Source organism: Ochrobactrum sp. BTU1 (genome assembly GCA_018798825.1).
Lineage (GTDB): Bacteria > Pseudomonadota > Alphaproteobacteria > Rhizobiales > Rhizobiaceae > Brucella.
The window spans coordinates 21,401-36,777 of the sequence record CP076355.1; the positions used below are offsets into that span (position 1 = coordinate 21,401).

Here is a 15,377-nt window from a genome sequence, read left to right on the forward strand (position 1 = left end):
TTTCAGATCCTTGTCAGCGGGAGGAAAGCCGCTTTTCGAGCCGCTGTGTGAAGCGCGACACGGGATAGCAGAAGAGAAAGAACGCCATCAAAACGGTCAGATAGATGATGACGGTGAAGTCATTGCGCTGGACTGCGGTGCTTGCATCGGTTGCCGAATGCAGCAGCTCATGCACGCCCACAAGTGATGCCAATGCCGTACCCATGGTGATGGATGTATAAAGGTTCATCCAGGGCGGCAGTGAACGTTTGACGCATTGCGGCAGGATGATCCAGCGCAACGATTGCAGGCGTGAAAAACCAAGGCCTTGTGCTGCTTCCCATTGGGCAGTCGGGATTGATTGAATGGAACCGCGAGTAATTTCTGCAATATGCGCGCTTGCTGGGATCGCAAGGCCGACCACTGCTTTAATCCAGTCGGGGAACGCAATGTAATTGCCGAATATCACCAGTTCGAACGGGAAAATATAGGTCGCAGCAAAAATCAGTACCAGATGCGGCGCATTGCGGAAAATCTGCACGTAGGTTACGGCCGGTGCGCGAATTATCCTGTAGGGGGCCAGTTCCATGATGCCGAGCAAAACGCCGGCAAAAGTGCCCAGCGTGATCGCAAAAACGCTGATCAGCACGTTCATGGCAAAGCCCTTGCCAAGATAAGGCAGCCATTCGAGCCAAATCTGGCCAAGTGACGGATCTAGATAAAACCAGAGTGCCGTGGCGAGAATGATGGTCGTGAATGTGAGACTTGCAGGCGACATCCAGATGCCCGGCTTTTGCTCAACAGAGATGTTCATTGGCCATATCCCGGAATTGCAAGGCGCTTCTCAAACCAGTAACCAACGCGTGCCACGATGAGGTTGATGATGCTAAAAAACAGAAGAATGACCAGCATCAGCTCGACTACGTTATCGCGCTGTGTCCAGATCAGAATCGAGGCATAGGTAATCTCGCCAACAGCAATGGCCGACCCAACGGTCGTAAGCTTCACCAGATTGACCAGATTGTTGACCACAGCAGGGAGTGCGGTGCGGATTGCCAGCGGAAGCTCGACATAAATGAGCACCTGAAACGAATTGAATCCGATAGCGCGCGCAGCCTCGATCGTTGTGCCGGGAACAGCTTCAATGCCTCCGCGCAATGCTTCTGCGTGAAGGGCTGCAATATGAAGACCGGTAATCGCGACCAACCAGAAGAATGGCGTGAGTGGATTGTTCTGCGCGCCACCGATTGCGTTGGAAATCAGCATATTGAGAACGAGAAACCCGCACATCAGTTGCACCAGCGTTGGCGTATTGCGAGTGAGTTCGACATAGCCACGCACAGGAATGGCTAGCCAACGCTTTCCTGAGGTCAGTGCGCCAGCAAACAAAACGCCGAAAAACAGGCTCAGCGGAATGGTGATCGCGACCAGCTTAAGCGTGGTGACCATGCCATTGAGCCACATATCAAGCTCATAGCCACTATTGAGAAATTCATAGTTGAGGCCGATTGCGCTGGTGAGTTCAATAAAGCGCGAAATCAGAGCTTCTTTCATTGAAATGATCCATTGCGGTTAGAGCAGGTTCCAATCTGAGTGCATCAGATCAGCGCTCCAAATCCTTTATATTGAGCATAGTTTTATCGAGCGTCGTTTCACTCCGATCGAATTAAGCTCTGAAATTGCGGACGGATGAGCCGTCCGCAAATGCTCTGTAATTTGCGTATTGTATGGCTTATCAAGCCTTCAATTACTGAGACTTGAGCTTGTTATGCTCTTCTTCAAGATAGCTCAGGTTTGGCAGGCGATTTGCCTTGGCGATCTCGATCATCTTGCCCGACGCGTGGAGATCGCGAACGATCTTGTCGAGAGCGGCTTCGGTGTCGTTCTCGTCCTTCTTCAACCAGATGACTGAATCCGAAGGTATCAGGTCGGTTGGAATCAATATGCCGTAATCCTTCCACTCGTCGGCGCGATCCTGAAGCATAAGACCCAGTGTACCGCTGACATGAACCGAAACATCGCAATTGCCGCCTTTGAGTGCCAGCAGTGATTCCGGTTGGCTTGGCAACGCCTTTACGTTCGCGCCATATTCTTCGATCAGCGGCTGAGTGTAGTTGGATCCTTGCGAAACGCAGGCGATCTTGCCCTTGAGATCTTTCCATTCCTTGATGCCGCTGTCTTTGCGACCAAGGGCAGCACCGCCCATGCGATCGTAAGGTGTCTTCACATAACCAAGCGATTTGGCGCGTTCTTCAGTGTACTGCATATTGGCGATCAGAATGTCGACCTTGCCCTGCTGAAGGAATTGGACGCGGTTTGGTGGCGTGACGGTTTGTGTTGCGAGCTCAACGCCGAGGCCTTTCGCCAGTTCGTTAGCGATATCGATGTTGAGACCCTTCTGTTCCTGCGTCTTCGGATCGATATAGCCGAATGGTGCACCTGAAAGGATGACGCCGACGGTCAGCTTGCCTTTGGCCTTAATGCGATCCAATGTTGCGTCTGCATGGGCCGCACCCGACGCGGCAAGGGCCATGAGAGAGCCCGCAATAAGAGTCTTGGAGAGGTTTTTGACGCTGAGGATCATGGGGAACTTCCTTCGATTAAGCTGGCGCGAATTTACAGGAAGTAGAACCCTCTTTACGACGAACGGATTTCCATTGGTTGAGATCGAATTAGAATATCGTTCTAAGAAATTTAAAAATTGGCATGAATTTCTGGCCTGCCGATTACGCTCAAGCTAAAAGAAGCCTTGTCTGATCACGTTTGTCCTGTATCAGAGTCTATTTGGAGGTTCAGATACGAATCCAGCTATCCAGTTTTGGATAAATTGGTAAGTTCTGATCTCAAGAGCGTGCGGGTGAGGGTCGACGACAACCGCGCGGGATGAGGGACAACTACAGAAGAGTGACACTCATGTCTGATCGGTTTAATCGGCTGGTACTGGCCTTTACGACTGCGTTCTGCCTTGCGACATCATTCGGATCATCTTCAGGGGCAAATGCCGCCGAAACACGGCGCATAGAGACCACACAGAATGCCGATTATTTCGGCTTTGATCTGAGAACTGAAAAGAATGTCTCGCTCGAACAATGCAAAAGCGTTTGCCTGGGCGATAATTCCTGTCAGGCCTTCACTTATAATCCCAAGGTCAAATGGTGCTTTCTGAAAGCCGATTTCAACAAGCTCAATGAATCTGTCGGATCCATTGCCGGCAAGGTTGTGACGGAAGCAAAGGCTGCCAAGGGCAAAGATCTTGGCGCTGCACCTGCTATCTCGTTCTTTGCAGCCAATCTGGTTGATGAAGCCCGTCGTCTCAAGCGTGAGATCAGCGGCCTTGAAAGCTCTGACAGCCTGCGCGATCTTCGCAATGAAGCAGGCGCTGCTGGCATGAATGGCGATCCGCGCACGGCCATGGAAAAGTTCCGCCTGGCTGCCAGCATGTCGCCGGACGACAGCGAGATCTGGACAGGATATGCGCTGTCAGCGCTTGCGACCGAGCCTTCCAATGCTCAGGAACGTTCCAAGTTCCAGCGCGATGCGACCTCGGCCTCGTGGTTTGCCTACCAGACTTCCCGCACCAAGGATGAGCGCGCGCAAGCGCTTGCCGTCATGGCGCAGGCACTCGAAAAGCGTGATGCATCGCGCCCGGCTTTGCAGGCTTATGAAGCGAGCCTTGATCTCGTCAATTCCGCGTCCGTTCGAGAAACCTATGAAGATTTGAAAGCCCGCAAAGGTTTCCGCATCGTCAACAACACGGTCGATAATGATAATGCTGCGCCGCGCATCTGCGCGCAGTTCTCAGAAGAACTGGTGAAAAGCGGTGTCGATTATTCGAGCTTCGTTACGCTCGATAATGGCGCGCCAAAAGCCGTTGACGCCAAAGATCGCCAGATTTGCGTTGAAGGTCTCGAGCATGGCCGTAATTATACGGTGACGTTCCGTCAAGGCCTGCCATCAGCTGTTGGCGAAGTGTTGCCAGCTCCGGTCAATCTTTCGATCTATGTGCAGGATCGCGCGCCATCGGTACGCTTTACTGGCGACAGCTTTGTTCTGCCTGCCAAGGCGCGTCGCGGCATTCCGCTGGTCAGCGTCAACCTGAGTACCGCCAAAGTCAAGCTCTACCGCGTCGGCGACCGTTCGCTGGCCCAGCTCCTCTCCGGTTACCAGTTCCTGCGCCAGCTCGACAGCTACGACATCAGCACGGTTTCTGATCAGATGGGTGCGCCTGTGTGGGAAGGCGAGATCGAGGTTGCAGGCAATGAGCTCAACAAAGAAGCGACGACCAGTTTCCCGGTCGATGAAGCGCTGCCGGAACGCAAGCCGGGTGTCTATGTTCTGACCGCTGAACCATTGGTCCAAAAGTCCGATGATGAATATGGAACCAAGGCAACGCAGTGGTTTGTGGTCTCCGACATCGGCCTTTCGACCTACACCGGACAGGACGGGATCAATGTGTTTGCCCGTTCGCTGGAGAGTGCAGAACCGCTTGAAGGCGTGAAGCTGACCCTTCTTGCTCGCAACAATGAAGTGCTGGGGGAAGCGACCACCGACAGCGATGGACGGGCGACGTTCACGCCGGGACTGACACGCGGCACGGACGGCATGGTGCCAGCCGTACTGATGGCGAGTGGAGATGATGATGATTTCACGTTCCTCGACATGGCGCGCGCTGGTTTCGATCTTTCCGATCGTGGTGTGACGGGCCGTGCAGTGCCGAAGGCGCTCGATCTTTATGCATGGACGGAGCGCGGTATCTATCGTGCGGGCGAAGTTGTGCATGTGGGCGCCCTTGCACGTGACGACACCGCAACCGCAATCGATGATCTGCCGCTCACCTTTATCTTCGTGCGTCCCGATGGTGTGGAAGATCGCCGTCTCGTCTCCGACAGCAAGCTGGCCGGTGGTCATGCCATTGACCTGACTTTGCCGTCCAACGCCATGCGCGGCACATGGAATGTTTCGGTCTATACCGATCCCAAGCAACCAGCCATCGCAACACAGATGTTTCTGGTCGAGGATTTTGTGCCCGACCGGATCGAGTTCGATCTGACGTCTGACAAGCCGGAAATCGCGGTGGGAGAGACAGCCAATATCACTGTGGACGGACGTTTCCTCTATGGTGCGCCAGCTGCTGGCCTCGCGCTTGAAGGCGAAGTAACACTTTCAACCAAGCGTCAATGGGAGCGCTTCAAGGGCTATTATTTTGGTCTTGCCGATGAAGAACAGGGTGAAGCCACGCGTCTTCCGCTTGATGACTTGTCGAAAGTGGATGAGAACGGCAAGGCAAGCTTCCCGGTCGCTGTCGATGAAATGCCGTCAACAACGCGTCTGGTGAATGCAGCTGTTACCGTTCGTATGCGGGAAACCGGCGGCCGTGCCGTCGAGCGCAAGATCGATGTTGCCGTTCAGCCGGAAACCGATCTTATAGGCATCCGCCCAGATTTCTCTGGCGATGAGGTTCCGCAGGGCGGTACCGCAAAGTTCAGCCTGATCGCTTCTGACAGCAAGGGTGATCGCAAGACACTTGACGGCGCACAATGGTCGCTGGTCAAGATCGAGCGTAATTATCAGTGGTATCGCAGTGGCAACAGCTGGAATTACGAACCGGTCACGTTCACCAAGGCGATTGCCAACGGCAAGATCGATCTGAAAACCGACAGCGAGGCTGAAATCAGTCTGCCTGTCGATTGGGGTCGTTACCGTCTGGAAATCGAAACAGCCGATGCTTCGGGTCCGGCCACAAGCTACGAATTTGATGCAGGCTGGTTTGTCAGCTCAACCTCGACCGAAACACCCGACGGGCTCGAAATCGCGCTCGACAAGGAACATTATGCGGCGGGTGACACGGCAGAACTGAAGGTCAGCCCTCGGTTTGCCGGTGAGCTGCTCATCACCATTGGTGCGGAAAAGCTGCTCAAGACAATTACCGCAAGCGTGCCGGAAGATGGCACGACCATCGATATTCCGGTGGGTGAGGATTGGGGTGCAGGCGCCTATGTTACGGCAACTCTGTTCCGTCCAGGTGAGGCCATCGAAAGCCGCATGCCTGCGCGTGCTATTGGTCTTAAATGGCTGAAGGTCGATCCTGCCGACAAGCAGCTTGCAGTCAAGCTCACCCCGCCTGAAAAGATTGCGCCGCGTTCCACACTTTCTATTCCCGTTTCGGTCGAGAATGCGGGTGGCGAACAGGCCTATGTCATGGTTGCCGCAGTCGATGTCGGCATTCTTAATTTGACACGTTATCAGCCGCCGAACCCTGAAAACTGGTTCTTCGGCCAGCGTCAGCTCGGTCTTGAAATGCGCGATATGTATGGTCGCCTGATCGACGGCTCGCTTGGTGTCACCGGCAAGCTGCGCACGGGTGGCGATGGTGGCAATATGGCAGCCGAAGGTAGCCCGCCCACCGAAAAGCTGGTTGCCCTGTTCTCCGGTCCTGTTGAACTCGATAGCGACGGCAGAGCGAGCATCGATTTCGACATACCGCAGTTCAACGGCACCGCGCGTGTCATGGCTGTTGCATGGACCAAGAAGGCCGTTGGTCACGCGGTCACAGATGTCATCATCCGTGATCCTGTGGTCATCACCGCTGGTCTGCCACGCTTTATGGCCCCCGGCGATCAGGCCAATATCCGCTTCGATATTGCCAATACGGACGCACCGGATGGCACTTATCGGGTAAGCCTTGAGACCACCGATAATCTCGGTGTCGAGGTTGGCTCTTACCCTGAAAGCATAGTTCTTACAGGTGGCAAACGGCAGTCGATCACCGTTCCGCTGAATGCTATAGCCACGGGTGCCGGTGGTGTGACGATCCGACTTTCCAACGATGCGGGTCTCAATGTTGAACAGGCTTTGGCATTACCGGTGCGTCCAGTCGATCTGCCGGTCACGAGCCGTCATGTCGTCAATCTTAGCGCCAATGGCGGAAGCCTGAAAGTCGACGGCGGCCTTCTGTCTGAGAGCCTGCTTGATGGCGCATTTGTCAGTGTTGGTGTGACGCGCAGTGCAGCATTTGATGTGCCAGCTTTGTTGATGGCGCTCGACCGTTATCCTTATGGTTGCACAGAGCAGACTACCAGCCGTGCACTGCCGCTGCTTTATCTGAGCGAAATGGCGGCAGGTACGGAAGCGGCTGCTGGTCTGGAAAGCCAGGAAGAACTTAAAAAGCGCGTACAGGATTCCATCTTCCGCGTTTTAAACAACCAGTCTTCGAGCGGTTCGTTCGGCCTGTGGTCTCCGGGGTCTGGTGATCTCTGGATGGACGCCTATGTGACTGACTTCCTCACGCGTGCCCGCGAAAAGGGCTACGACGTGCCACAGCAGGCTATGCTGTCCGCCCTTGGCAATCTGCAGAATGCGCTCGGCTATACCACCGATGTTAAGGAACGCGGCAACGACATTGCCTATGCGCTCTATGTTCTGGCACGCAACAAGAAGGCTTCTGTTGGCGATCTGCGTTACTTTGCCGATACCCAGCTCGAAAACTTCGCAAGCCCGATGGCCGTTGCCCAGCTCGGTGCTGCATTAGCGCTTTATGGTGATCAGCCGCGTTCGGAACGCGTGTTTAATTCGTCGCTCCAGCTCGCAACCAGCCAGTCCAGCTATGACTATAATCGCTCCGATTATGGTTCGCCACTGCGTGATGGTGCGGCAATGCTGGCTCTTGCTTCGGAAACCAAGCCTGCGCCGAAAGTGCTGCCGTCGCTGATTACGCTGGTCGAGTTCCAGCGTGAAAAGGCTCGTTATCTCAGCACACAGGATCAGGCATGGATGCTGCTTGCAGCACGCGGTCTGCAGGATGACAATGGCGCCATCAACCTCGACATCAATGGAACTGCACATCAAGGCGCGTTCTCCGAGCGTCTCAATGGTGCAGCCCTTGAAGCGCAGCCGCTGGTCGTCACCAATAAGGGTCAGGGTTCAGTTGATGCGGTCGTAACAGCTGTTGCAGCGCCCGCTCAGTCACTGCCTGCGGGTGGAGAAGGTTTCAATATCGAGAGGACATATTATACGCTTGATGGCGAACCGGCCAATGTTACCGGGGTCAATCAGAATGAGCGCTATGTTGTTGTTCTGAAAATCGACGATCTGCAGGAATGGCAGTCGCGTCTCCTTGTGACAGATCTGCTGCCAGCTGGTTTTGAGATCGATAATCCGGGCCTTGTTTCCAGTGCCGATCTTGGCAATTTCCCGTGGTTGGAAAGTACACAGGCAGCGCATCTCGAATTCCGCAATGATCGATTTGTCGCCGCGTTCGACCGCTCGGCCGGCGAAAAGAAACCGATCACGCTTGCTTATGTGGTTCGAGCTGTGACGCCGGGTCTTTATACCCATCCGGCAGCAACGGTTGAAGATATGTATCGTCCGCAATTTGCAGCGCGCACGGCGACAAGCATGATGGAGGTGGCAGCACCGTAAGCCATGAGCCCGAAAAATGGGAACCGGTTTTCGGCCAAGATCATGGTTATAAAAATGAAAAGGCGTTGGAAAATAGCCATTGGCGGTGCCGCATTCTGTGGAATCGCTGCTATCGGAACCGTGGTCGGGCTTGACTGGCTCGACAGCGCTTTTCCGCCGCCTTTGCCGGAACGGTTGACCATCTCCACAGAAGTCATGGATCGCGACGGCGCTCTGCTGCGCGCCTATGCAACGCCGGACGGCTATTGGCGCCTGAATACACGTATCGAGGATGTCGATCCGAAATTCGTGAAAATGCTGATCGCTTACGAGGACAAGCGTTTTTACGATCATGGCGGCATCGATTTTACAGCACTTTTCCGCGCCGCTTACCAGCTTGCAGGCAGTGGACGCATTGTATCTGGTGGCTCGACGCTTTCCATGCAGCTTGCCCGGTTGATCGAGCCGCGGGAAAGCCGCAGTTTCGGTTCAAAGTTCCGGCAGCTCGCACGCGCGCTTCAGATCGAGCGACGGCTGAGCAAGTCTGAAATTCTTGAACGTTATCTCACACTTGCTCCTTATGGCGGCAATCTGGAAGGCGTGCGATCCGCATCACTTGCCTATTTTGGCAAGGAGCCGTTGCGTCTGACTATATCGGAAGCCGCATTGCTTGTGGCTCTGCCGCAATTGCCAGAGCGCCGCCGTCCGGATCGCCAGATGGAGAACGCGGTTGCGGCGCGGGATCGTGTTTTAAAACGCATGGTCTCCTCTGATGTTTTCACAAGCGAAGAAGCCGAGCGTGCATCGCGTGAACGCATATCTGCTAATCGTCATCCCTTGCCTTCATTGGCTGCCCACTTTGCCGATCTCGCATTGAAGCAGGCACCGACTAAGCCCCGGCATCACCTCACACTTAAAAAGTCGGTGCAGGCAGGACTTGAAGCAGTCGCACGGGAAGCGGCTGGCAAACTCGGGCCAAAAGTATCGGTCGCCATGGTGCTGGCCGATAGCCGAAACGGCAATATCTTAGGCGAGGTTGGTTCGGCTGATTATTTCGATGGCAAGCGGCAGGGCTGGATCGATATGACCCGTGCGGTGCGCTCGCCAGGTTCGACACTCAAACCGTTCATCTATGGGCTGGCCTTCGAGCAGGGGCTGATCGCACAGGAAACCATCATCGAGGACCGCCCGCAGGATTTTGCCGGCTATCGTCCGCGCAATTTCGATATGAGCTATCAGGGCGATGTCAGCATCCGTCAGGCGCTGCAAATGTCGTTGAATGTTCCGACTATCAGCCTTCTCGATGCCGTCGGTCCTGCACGACTAACCACACGCATTCGTCAATCGGCAGTCAATCTGCAATTGCCGAAAGGTGAAGCGCCGGGGCTGGCTATCGGCCTGGGCGGCGCGGGCATCAGCCTGCGCGAACTGGTGCAGCTTTATACCGGGCTTGCCAATGGCGGGCGAGGGGCAGCCCTTCGTGACGGCACTGAAGGCTCCGAACCGGTGCAACCATCGGCCCCTGTCCTGAGCGAGCAGGCATCATGGCAGATCGGCGATATTCTGGCCGGTGTCGTGCCACCGCAAGGCGCGAAACGCCTCGGTCTCGCATACAAGACCGGCACGTCCTATGGCTACCGCGATGCATGGTCGGTCGGCTATGACGGGCGTTATGTGCTGGGTGTCTGGGTCGGGCGTGCCGATGGCGGCTCGGTGCCGGGCCTTGCGGGTTATGTTTCGGCGGCCCCCATTCTGTTTGAAGCATTTGTGCGTTCCGGCATTGCTTCCGTGCCGTTACCGCGCGCGCCCGCTGGCGCGTTTCGTACGGCGCGCGCCGATCTTCCGGTCACCCAAATACGCTTTTCGTCTGCAAGCGATCCTCTGCCGGTTCTCAAAGCCACGATTGAGCCAGCACCTCGCATCGTATTTCCACCTGATGGCGCGCATGTCGAATTGAAAGCGCTCAGCGACAATGCATCGCCACTGGTGCTGAAATTACAGGGGGGGCGGGCACCGTTTCGCTGGCTTGCCAACGGCAAACCGATTTCTGAACCCAATCGCCGCCGCACGGCCACATGGCTGCCGGATGGCACCGGCTACTCCACACTGACCGTTGTTGATGCTGGCGGACGCGCTGCCAGCGTAAAGGTCTTCATTGAGTGAGGCTGATCACCAGTCTGCTCGAAGAAGAATAAATGATGAGGGAAGATTTTAATGTATTTTCGTCCGTTTCTTCTGGCTCTTGCTCTTTCCTTGCCAGTTCTGTCTCAAATCGCTCCTGCACAAGCTGCCGACAAGTGCATTGCCGATGCGGTCATAAAGGCAAAGCAGCTCCTGCTTCTGCACAGCAACAATGACGATCGTGCAGAAATCGATGAACCAACTTTCAAGAAAAGCGGTACGATCAAAGCTCTGCGCGGCAAGGGAAAATTCGATGTTATCGAAGGCTTGGGCTATGTCTATAAGGGAGAATATCGACTGCGCCTTTATTATGCGAAAATCGCAGGAGATTGCGTTTTGATGGGCCAGGAAGTGCTCGAATATTCAGACCCGTTTTCCTGAACGGCCTGAACGGTATTGAGGGGAGCAATCTCATGAAGAAACCATTCATCGTCACGTTTGCACTTGTTCTGACGTTAACTCCCGCTTGCTTTGCTGCCGATAGTGAGCCGCAAGTTCCTGCAGGCACCACATCATGCGCATTTGGTGCATGGACGAATGGTGAAAAGCCCTCGATAGAGGTGCGCGAAGCGCCATCTGCTGATGCCAAGCTTCTGGGCCATATACCAACCGGTTCAAGTTCCGGGGAAGCCGAATATGCTTACAGCATCGGCTTTGATGTGCTTGCAGCGCGCGATGGCTGGCTGAAGATCGCCAATGCGAGCGATGCCTATAATGAAGAGAGCGACGATTACGTCCCGCGCGCGGTCTATAATGGCGAAGGCTGGATCAAATCGGACGAAGCGAAAGTTGGCGTTCAATCCGGACAAGGTTTTCTAAATCCGGATCCGCAAAGTGAGCGCCTCCTTGATATTGGCAGTGACTGGCTAACGGAAATGGGCCAGATCAACAATATCCTCGCCTGCAATGAGGATTGGATTTTGCTGGATTACACGGTGCTGCGCGAGCGTATGGCAGGCGAAGAGCTTGTAGAGCTTACCAGCAAGGATCAACGCACCGGACGCGCCTGGTTCAGAGGACTGTGCTCCAATGCCGAAACCACTTGCGATATGAAATCGGTCGATCATTAATTTTGGGTATTTGATATGAATTTGAAACACTCCGCTCTGCGTCTCTCACTATTGGCTGCGCTGTGCGCTTTGTCCGCACCCGCATTGGCCATTGATTGCAGCAAGGCACAAACGCCAAGCGAAAAGCTGATCTGCTCGAGCAAGTCGCTCCAGAATGCTGATAGCAAGTTGAACAAGACCTATTCGGCAACGCTCAAAACTGCGCCCGACGAGGAAATCCGCTCGATGCTGGTGGTAAGCCAGAAGCGCTGGATCGCCGCACGTGACAGGGCGATAGATGGCCTCATTGGCGAACCCGATAGCGTGCCGGATGATATAACCGTGCAGCAGATTGCCAATAGCATGATTGCCGAACGCACAGCGAAGCTTCAGGAAAAGGGCAAATTAAGCCTTATTGCAGTCGCCACAACCCAGCGGGCCTTTCTCAAGCAGTTCAGCGGTGGTGACTATGCGGGATATGAAACATCCTGCGATATGTTGCCGCCAGACCAGACCTATAATTGCTTTCCCACGCGGCATTATCAGAATGGCAATCGCGTATGCAGCGTCGAGGAATATTGGGCGACCAATACCGGTTATCTCAAACGCTACATTGCCGATATCGTCGACGGTCAGCCAAAGCTGATCGCCAGTTGCTCATTTAATGGCGACGACAACACGTGTCCGAGCACGAGCGGAGAAGGGCGTAGCTGGAATGTGAAGCCTAAAGCCCAGCCAACAATTTATAGTTCGAAACCAGTGCTCAAACTGGACGGTGAAGTCATCGATAGCGACGACTATGACTGGCTTAAGACGTGCTTGACGGACAAGAGCTTCCCGCTTGCAGATCCGAGCAGCCCAGGTGTGAGCGAATAGGCCTTAGGAGAGTTCGGCCTGCAGTTTTGTCTCGCGGGAAGCAGTCTGGCTTTCCGCTAAGCCTTGTTTAAGACGGTATTTGCGATAGGCGACAAAGCCCGAAAGATAGTGTTCCACATCATCAATCCGCACGCGAAACGCGTGGTGACGAATGAAGAAGCTGCCATTGATCCGCGCGGGATTGGCATAGAACATCGCAAGTTCCGGCCAGAAATGGCCATTGAGCAGATGATGAGCGCGCCTTTCCAACGCAAAATAGAACTTTTTAAGATCCACCCTCTCCAGCAGCGGTGCGAGCGCCGGATCAGCCTTGATCCGGCTGATCATCTGCTGTGCGGCCATCATCAGTTCGAGAAGCGTGGGGAATGTCGTGATGCGGTTGCTGACGAAATCCAGATAATCGGCAAAGTTCTGGATGCCAAACGCGTAATATTTCTGTTCCGGACGATAACGGGTCAATTCATTGACTGCATAGGAAAGCCAATGATCGTGGGCCTGCCAGTGATCAGCTTCGATGAAATAGTCAAAGGCCTTTTCCACCGCCTGAAGCCAACGGGCGTCGCCGGTCAATGAATATAGCCGCATCAGCCCGAACGCTGCTTCTCCATCGTAATAGATGATGCGGAACGGCTCCTTGATGCTCAGCGAGGGATAGTTGAGCACATGGCTGAATTTGCCACTCTCCTGATCCTGCATATACACAATTCCAAGTGCGAGTTTTTGCAGCAATGAGAGATAGCGCTCGGTGCCGGTCAGTTCGCTATATTTGACCAGTGCCAGCAGGCAGACGGCATTGCCACCCAGCTTGATCTCACCATTGTCTTCGGTAAGAAAAGCCAACTCTCGGCCTTCCTGTTCGACGGTCTTGATGAGCTTACTGGTGAGGTGTTGAAGCCCCCGCTCAATAGCCTCTTTCAACGCTTGATCTTTGGTGATTTCAAAGGCTTCGAGCATCGCATAAAGCGTGCTTGTGTGGCGGAGCGTGTTGTAGGTCTTGATCTGATTATCGAAGCACGGATGCCAGCCATAGATAAAGCGTCCATCTTCGCCTACCTGAGTTTCCAGAAAACGGCTGCCGCGCTCGATCAGCCCGTCAATATCGGCGATATTCAACATCTCGATCGTTCTGCGGCCCGTGTTGGGACCGGCTCCGGGGATCGAATGGACCGCATCGTCGCTGTCGGTGGTGAAAAGTGCCTGTGTCGAGAAAACATGAAACTGCTCAACCTCAGACACCGAGACTTTTTCTAACCCACGCGCGCGTTTTGCATAGCGGTTGAAGTTGGCTTCGTTAAGGCTCGCAGCGGCAATCGACGGGCCACCGTAGAGCATGGCATTGCCATTGAGTTCTGTTTCAAGGAAAGCCGCTTGAAACCGCGCGTCAAGGGAGATGCCATACCGGAAATAGTTCCGCTTAACCTGCTGAAGTTTTTTGATGAGCTCTGATTTTTCGATTTCTTCGGTGCTTTCCACCCAATCGACGCGCAACCACTTGGGCTGAATTCCTGATTTGGTGATGGATTGCCGAAGTTTCTCGAGCCCTGCATTCCAGCAGTCTTTAAAGCTTCCCGCGGTGACGCTGAGTGTTTGCGCGCGCGATTGCCCATCTGTGAAAGAAAAGAAAAGAATAAAGGGGGGGGTCTTTCCGCTCAGCGGCTTGATATCTCGTTCAAGGAACTGATGAACACGCGAAATCATGTTCTGCAGCTTGTCTGATACCATGCCGAAACCTCCCAATTTATTTCAATCACTGTCAGTTCCTATTTATGTTAGGGCAAAGTATTGATGGTCAAGCTTGATAGGTGGGCTTTTCAGCCTGATTTTTCGTATTTGTGTATGGTGTGCGCGGTGGCATGGAAGTTTAGCCCAACCGACGCTATGTTCGGCGGCAATTGCAATCGTGGAGAACTCCATTGAAAATTTTCATTTTTGGCAGCGTCAACGTGGATGTCAGCGCCCGCATGGCAGCACTGCCTCGTCCCGGGCAGACGCTCAATGCGTCCGGCTATGGTATTGGTCTTGGTGGCAAAGGTGCCAATCAGGCAGTGGCGGTGGCAAAGCTTGGTGGCGATATTCGTTTCGTGGGTGCGGTCGGCAACGATGCCTTTGGCCAACTGGCTGTCAAGGAAATGCAGCAGTTTGGTCTTAACACCGGCGGTGTTAAAATGATTGATGGTGTCGATACCGGCATTGCGATCATTCAGGTCGAAGAAGCCGGGCAGAACACGATTGTTGTTTGCGCCGGTGCCAATGCGAATTGGGCGGCATCTGATATTGATGCCTATGCGTCCGATATAGCGAAAGCCAAAATCACGCTGCTGCAGCGTGAAGTCCCGCATGAAGCCAATCTTGCTGTTGCAAAGGCTGTGAAAGCTGCCGGTGGCACGGTACTGCTCGATCCTGCACCTGTGGGAGATGCAAGCCGCATGGCCGATCTGATTTCATTGAGCGAGATCATTTCACCAAACGAAACCGAAGCCGCTGAAATCACCGGTATTGAACCAACCGATATTGCATCGGCGGAAGCTGCTGCACGCAAACTTCTTGAGCGCGGTCCGAAGATCGTTATCGTAAAGCTTGGTGGTCGCGGTTCATTGCTTGTGACCGCTGACGAGGTCAAGCACTTTGAGCCGTTCAAGGTGAAAGTGGTCGATACGGTTGCCGCTGGTGACAGTTTCAATGGTGGTTTTGCCGTGGCCTATTCGCAAGGTCAGTCGCTGCATGATTGCGTGCGCTTTGCCTCGGCTTCCGGTGCAATTGCTGTAACGCGCGCCGGCGCCGGATCTGCTGCGCCAACGGCCCAGGAAGTGGTGCAACTTTTGCAGAATAATCAGTAAAACTGCAAAAGCCGCAGGATCGTGAATCCTGCGGCTTTTTTCATAGAGTCTGTATGAA

The 15,377-nt window shown here is 54.3% G+C and carries 10 protein-coding genes; 6 read left to right on the forward strand and 4 right to left on the reverse strand.

Features of this window, described 5'->3' with window-relative positions; genetic code table 11:
- Window positions 1-13: 13 nt before the first annotated feature.
- The 3 genes from KMS41_11545 to KMS41_11555 all read right to left on the reverse strand — a co-directional run bounded on the left by KMS41_11545 (window position 14) and on the right by KMS41_11555 (window position 2,563).
- On the reverse strand, window positions 14-793 hold the full coding sequence (locus KMS41_11545; protein QWK79573.1) for an amino acid ABC transporter permease: 780 nt from the start codon (window positions 791-793) through the stop codon (window positions 14-16).
- Window positions 790-1,533 carry an amino acid ABC transporter permease gene (locus tag KMS41_11550; GenBank protein QWK79574.1) on the reverse strand — a complete coding sequence of 248 codons (744 nt, stop codon included), beginning with the start codon at window positions 1,531-1,533 and terminating at the stop codon, window positions 790-792. The genes KMS41_11545 and KMS41_11550 overlap by 4 nt, the downstream gene beginning before the upstream one ends.
- A gap of 193 nt (window positions 1,534-1,726) precedes the next feature.
- On the reverse strand, window positions 1,727-2,563 hold the full coding sequence (locus KMS41_11555; GenBank protein ID QWK79575.1) for a transporter substrate-binding domain-containing protein: 837 nt from the start codon (window positions 2,561-2,563) through the stop codon (window positions 1,727-1,729).
- Window positions 2,564-2,892: 329 nt separating this feature from the next.
- Here KMS41_11555 and KMS41_11560 point away from each other — a divergent pair, with 329 nt between their 5' ends.
- From KMS41_11560 to KMS41_11580, 5 genes are read left to right on the forward strand one after another with little or no spacing between them, the layout of a single operon-like run.
- On the forward strand, window positions 2,893-8,397 hold the full coding sequence (locus tag KMS41_11560; protein ID QWK79576.1) for an alpha-2-macroglobulin family protein: 5,505 nt from the start codon (window positions 2,893-2,895) through the stop codon (window positions 8,395-8,397).
- Window positions 8,398-8,439: 42 nt separating this feature from the next.
- On the forward strand, window positions 8,440-10,539 hold the full coding sequence (pbpC, locus tag KMS41_11565; GenBank protein ID QWK79577.1) for a penicillin-binding protein 1C: 2,100 nt from the start codon (window positions 8,440-8,442) through the stop codon (window positions 10,537-10,539).
- Between the two features lie 51 nt (window positions 10,540-10,590).
- Window positions 10,591-10,938 carry a hypothetical protein gene (locus tag KMS41_11570; protein ID QWK79578.1) on the forward strand — a complete coding sequence of 116 codons (348 nt, stop codon included), beginning with the start codon at window positions 10,591-10,593 and terminating at the stop codon, window positions 10,936-10,938.
- 32 nt (window positions 10,939-10,970) lie between these two features.
- The gene (locus KMS41_11575; protein ID QWK79579.1) at window positions 10,971-11,627 is read left to right on the forward strand and encodes a hypothetical protein; all 657 of its coding nucleotides are present in this window, start codon (window positions 10,971-10,973) and stop codon (window positions 11,625-11,627) included.
- Between the two features lie 15 nt (window positions 11,628-11,642).
- The gene (locus KMS41_11580; protein QWK79580.1) at window positions 11,643-12,482 is read left to right on the forward strand and encodes a DUF1311 domain-containing protein; all 840 of its coding nucleotides are present in this window, start codon (window positions 11,643-11,645) and stop codon (window positions 12,480-12,482) included.
- A 3-nt stretch (window positions 12,483-12,485) separates the two neighbouring features.
- On the opposite strand, the gene KMS41_11585 is transcribed toward KMS41_11580, so the two are convergent.
- Window positions 12,486-14,204, reverse strand: a complete 1,719-nt coding sequence (locus tag KMS41_11585) for a hypothetical protein (protein ID QWK79581.1) — start codon at window positions 14,202-14,204, stop codon at window positions 12,486-12,488.
- Between the two features lie 191 nt (window positions 14,205-14,395).
- On the opposite strand from KMS41_11585, the gene rbsK reads away from it, so the two are divergent.
- Window positions 14,396-15,319 (forward strand): ribokinase, encoded by a 924-nt coding sequence (gene rbsK, locus KMS41_11590; GenBank protein ID QWK79582.1) that lies wholly within the window; start codon window positions 14,396-14,398, stop codon window positions 15,317-15,319.
- Window positions 15,320-15,377: the final 58 nt, after the last annotated feature.

Excerpts from the sequence above, each read along its gene's own strand:
- KMS41_11575 (QWK79579.1), top strand. The coding sequence starts at position 10,971 with ATGAAGAAACCATTCATCGTCACGTTTGCACTTGTTCTGACGTTAACT.
- KMS41_11545 (QWK79573.1), bottom strand. The coding sequence starts at position 793 with ATGAACATCTCTGTTGAGCAAAAGCCGGGCATCTGGATGTCGCCTGCA.
- KMS41_11570 (QWK79578.1), top strand. The coding sequence starts at position 10,591 with ATGTATTTTCGTCCGTTTCTTCTGGCTCTTGCTCTTTCCTTGCCAGTT.
- KMS41_11580 (QWK79580.1), top strand. The coding sequence starts at position 11,643 with ATGAATTTGAAACACTCCGCTCTGCGTCTCTCACTATTGGCTGCGCTG.
- pbpC (QWK79577.1), top strand. The coding sequence starts at position 8,440 with ATGGTTATAAAAATGAAAAGGCGTTGGAAAATAGCCATTGGCGGTGCC.
- KMS41_11560 (QWK79576.1), top strand. The coding sequence starts at position 2,893 with ATGTCTGATCGGTTTAATCGGCTGGTACTGGCCTTTACGACTGCGTTC.
- KMS41_11555 (QWK79575.1), bottom strand. The coding sequence starts at position 2,563 with ATGATCCTCAGCGTCAAAAACCTCTCCAAGACTCTTATTGCGGGCTCT.
- KMS41_11585 (QWK79581.1), bottom strand. The coding sequence starts at position 14,204 with ATGGTATCAGACAAGCTGCAGAACATGATTTCGCGTGTTCATCAGTTC.
- KMS41_11550 (QWK79574.1), bottom strand. The coding sequence starts at position 1,533 with ATGAAAGAAGCTCTGATTTCGCGCTTTATTGAACTCACCAGCGCAATC.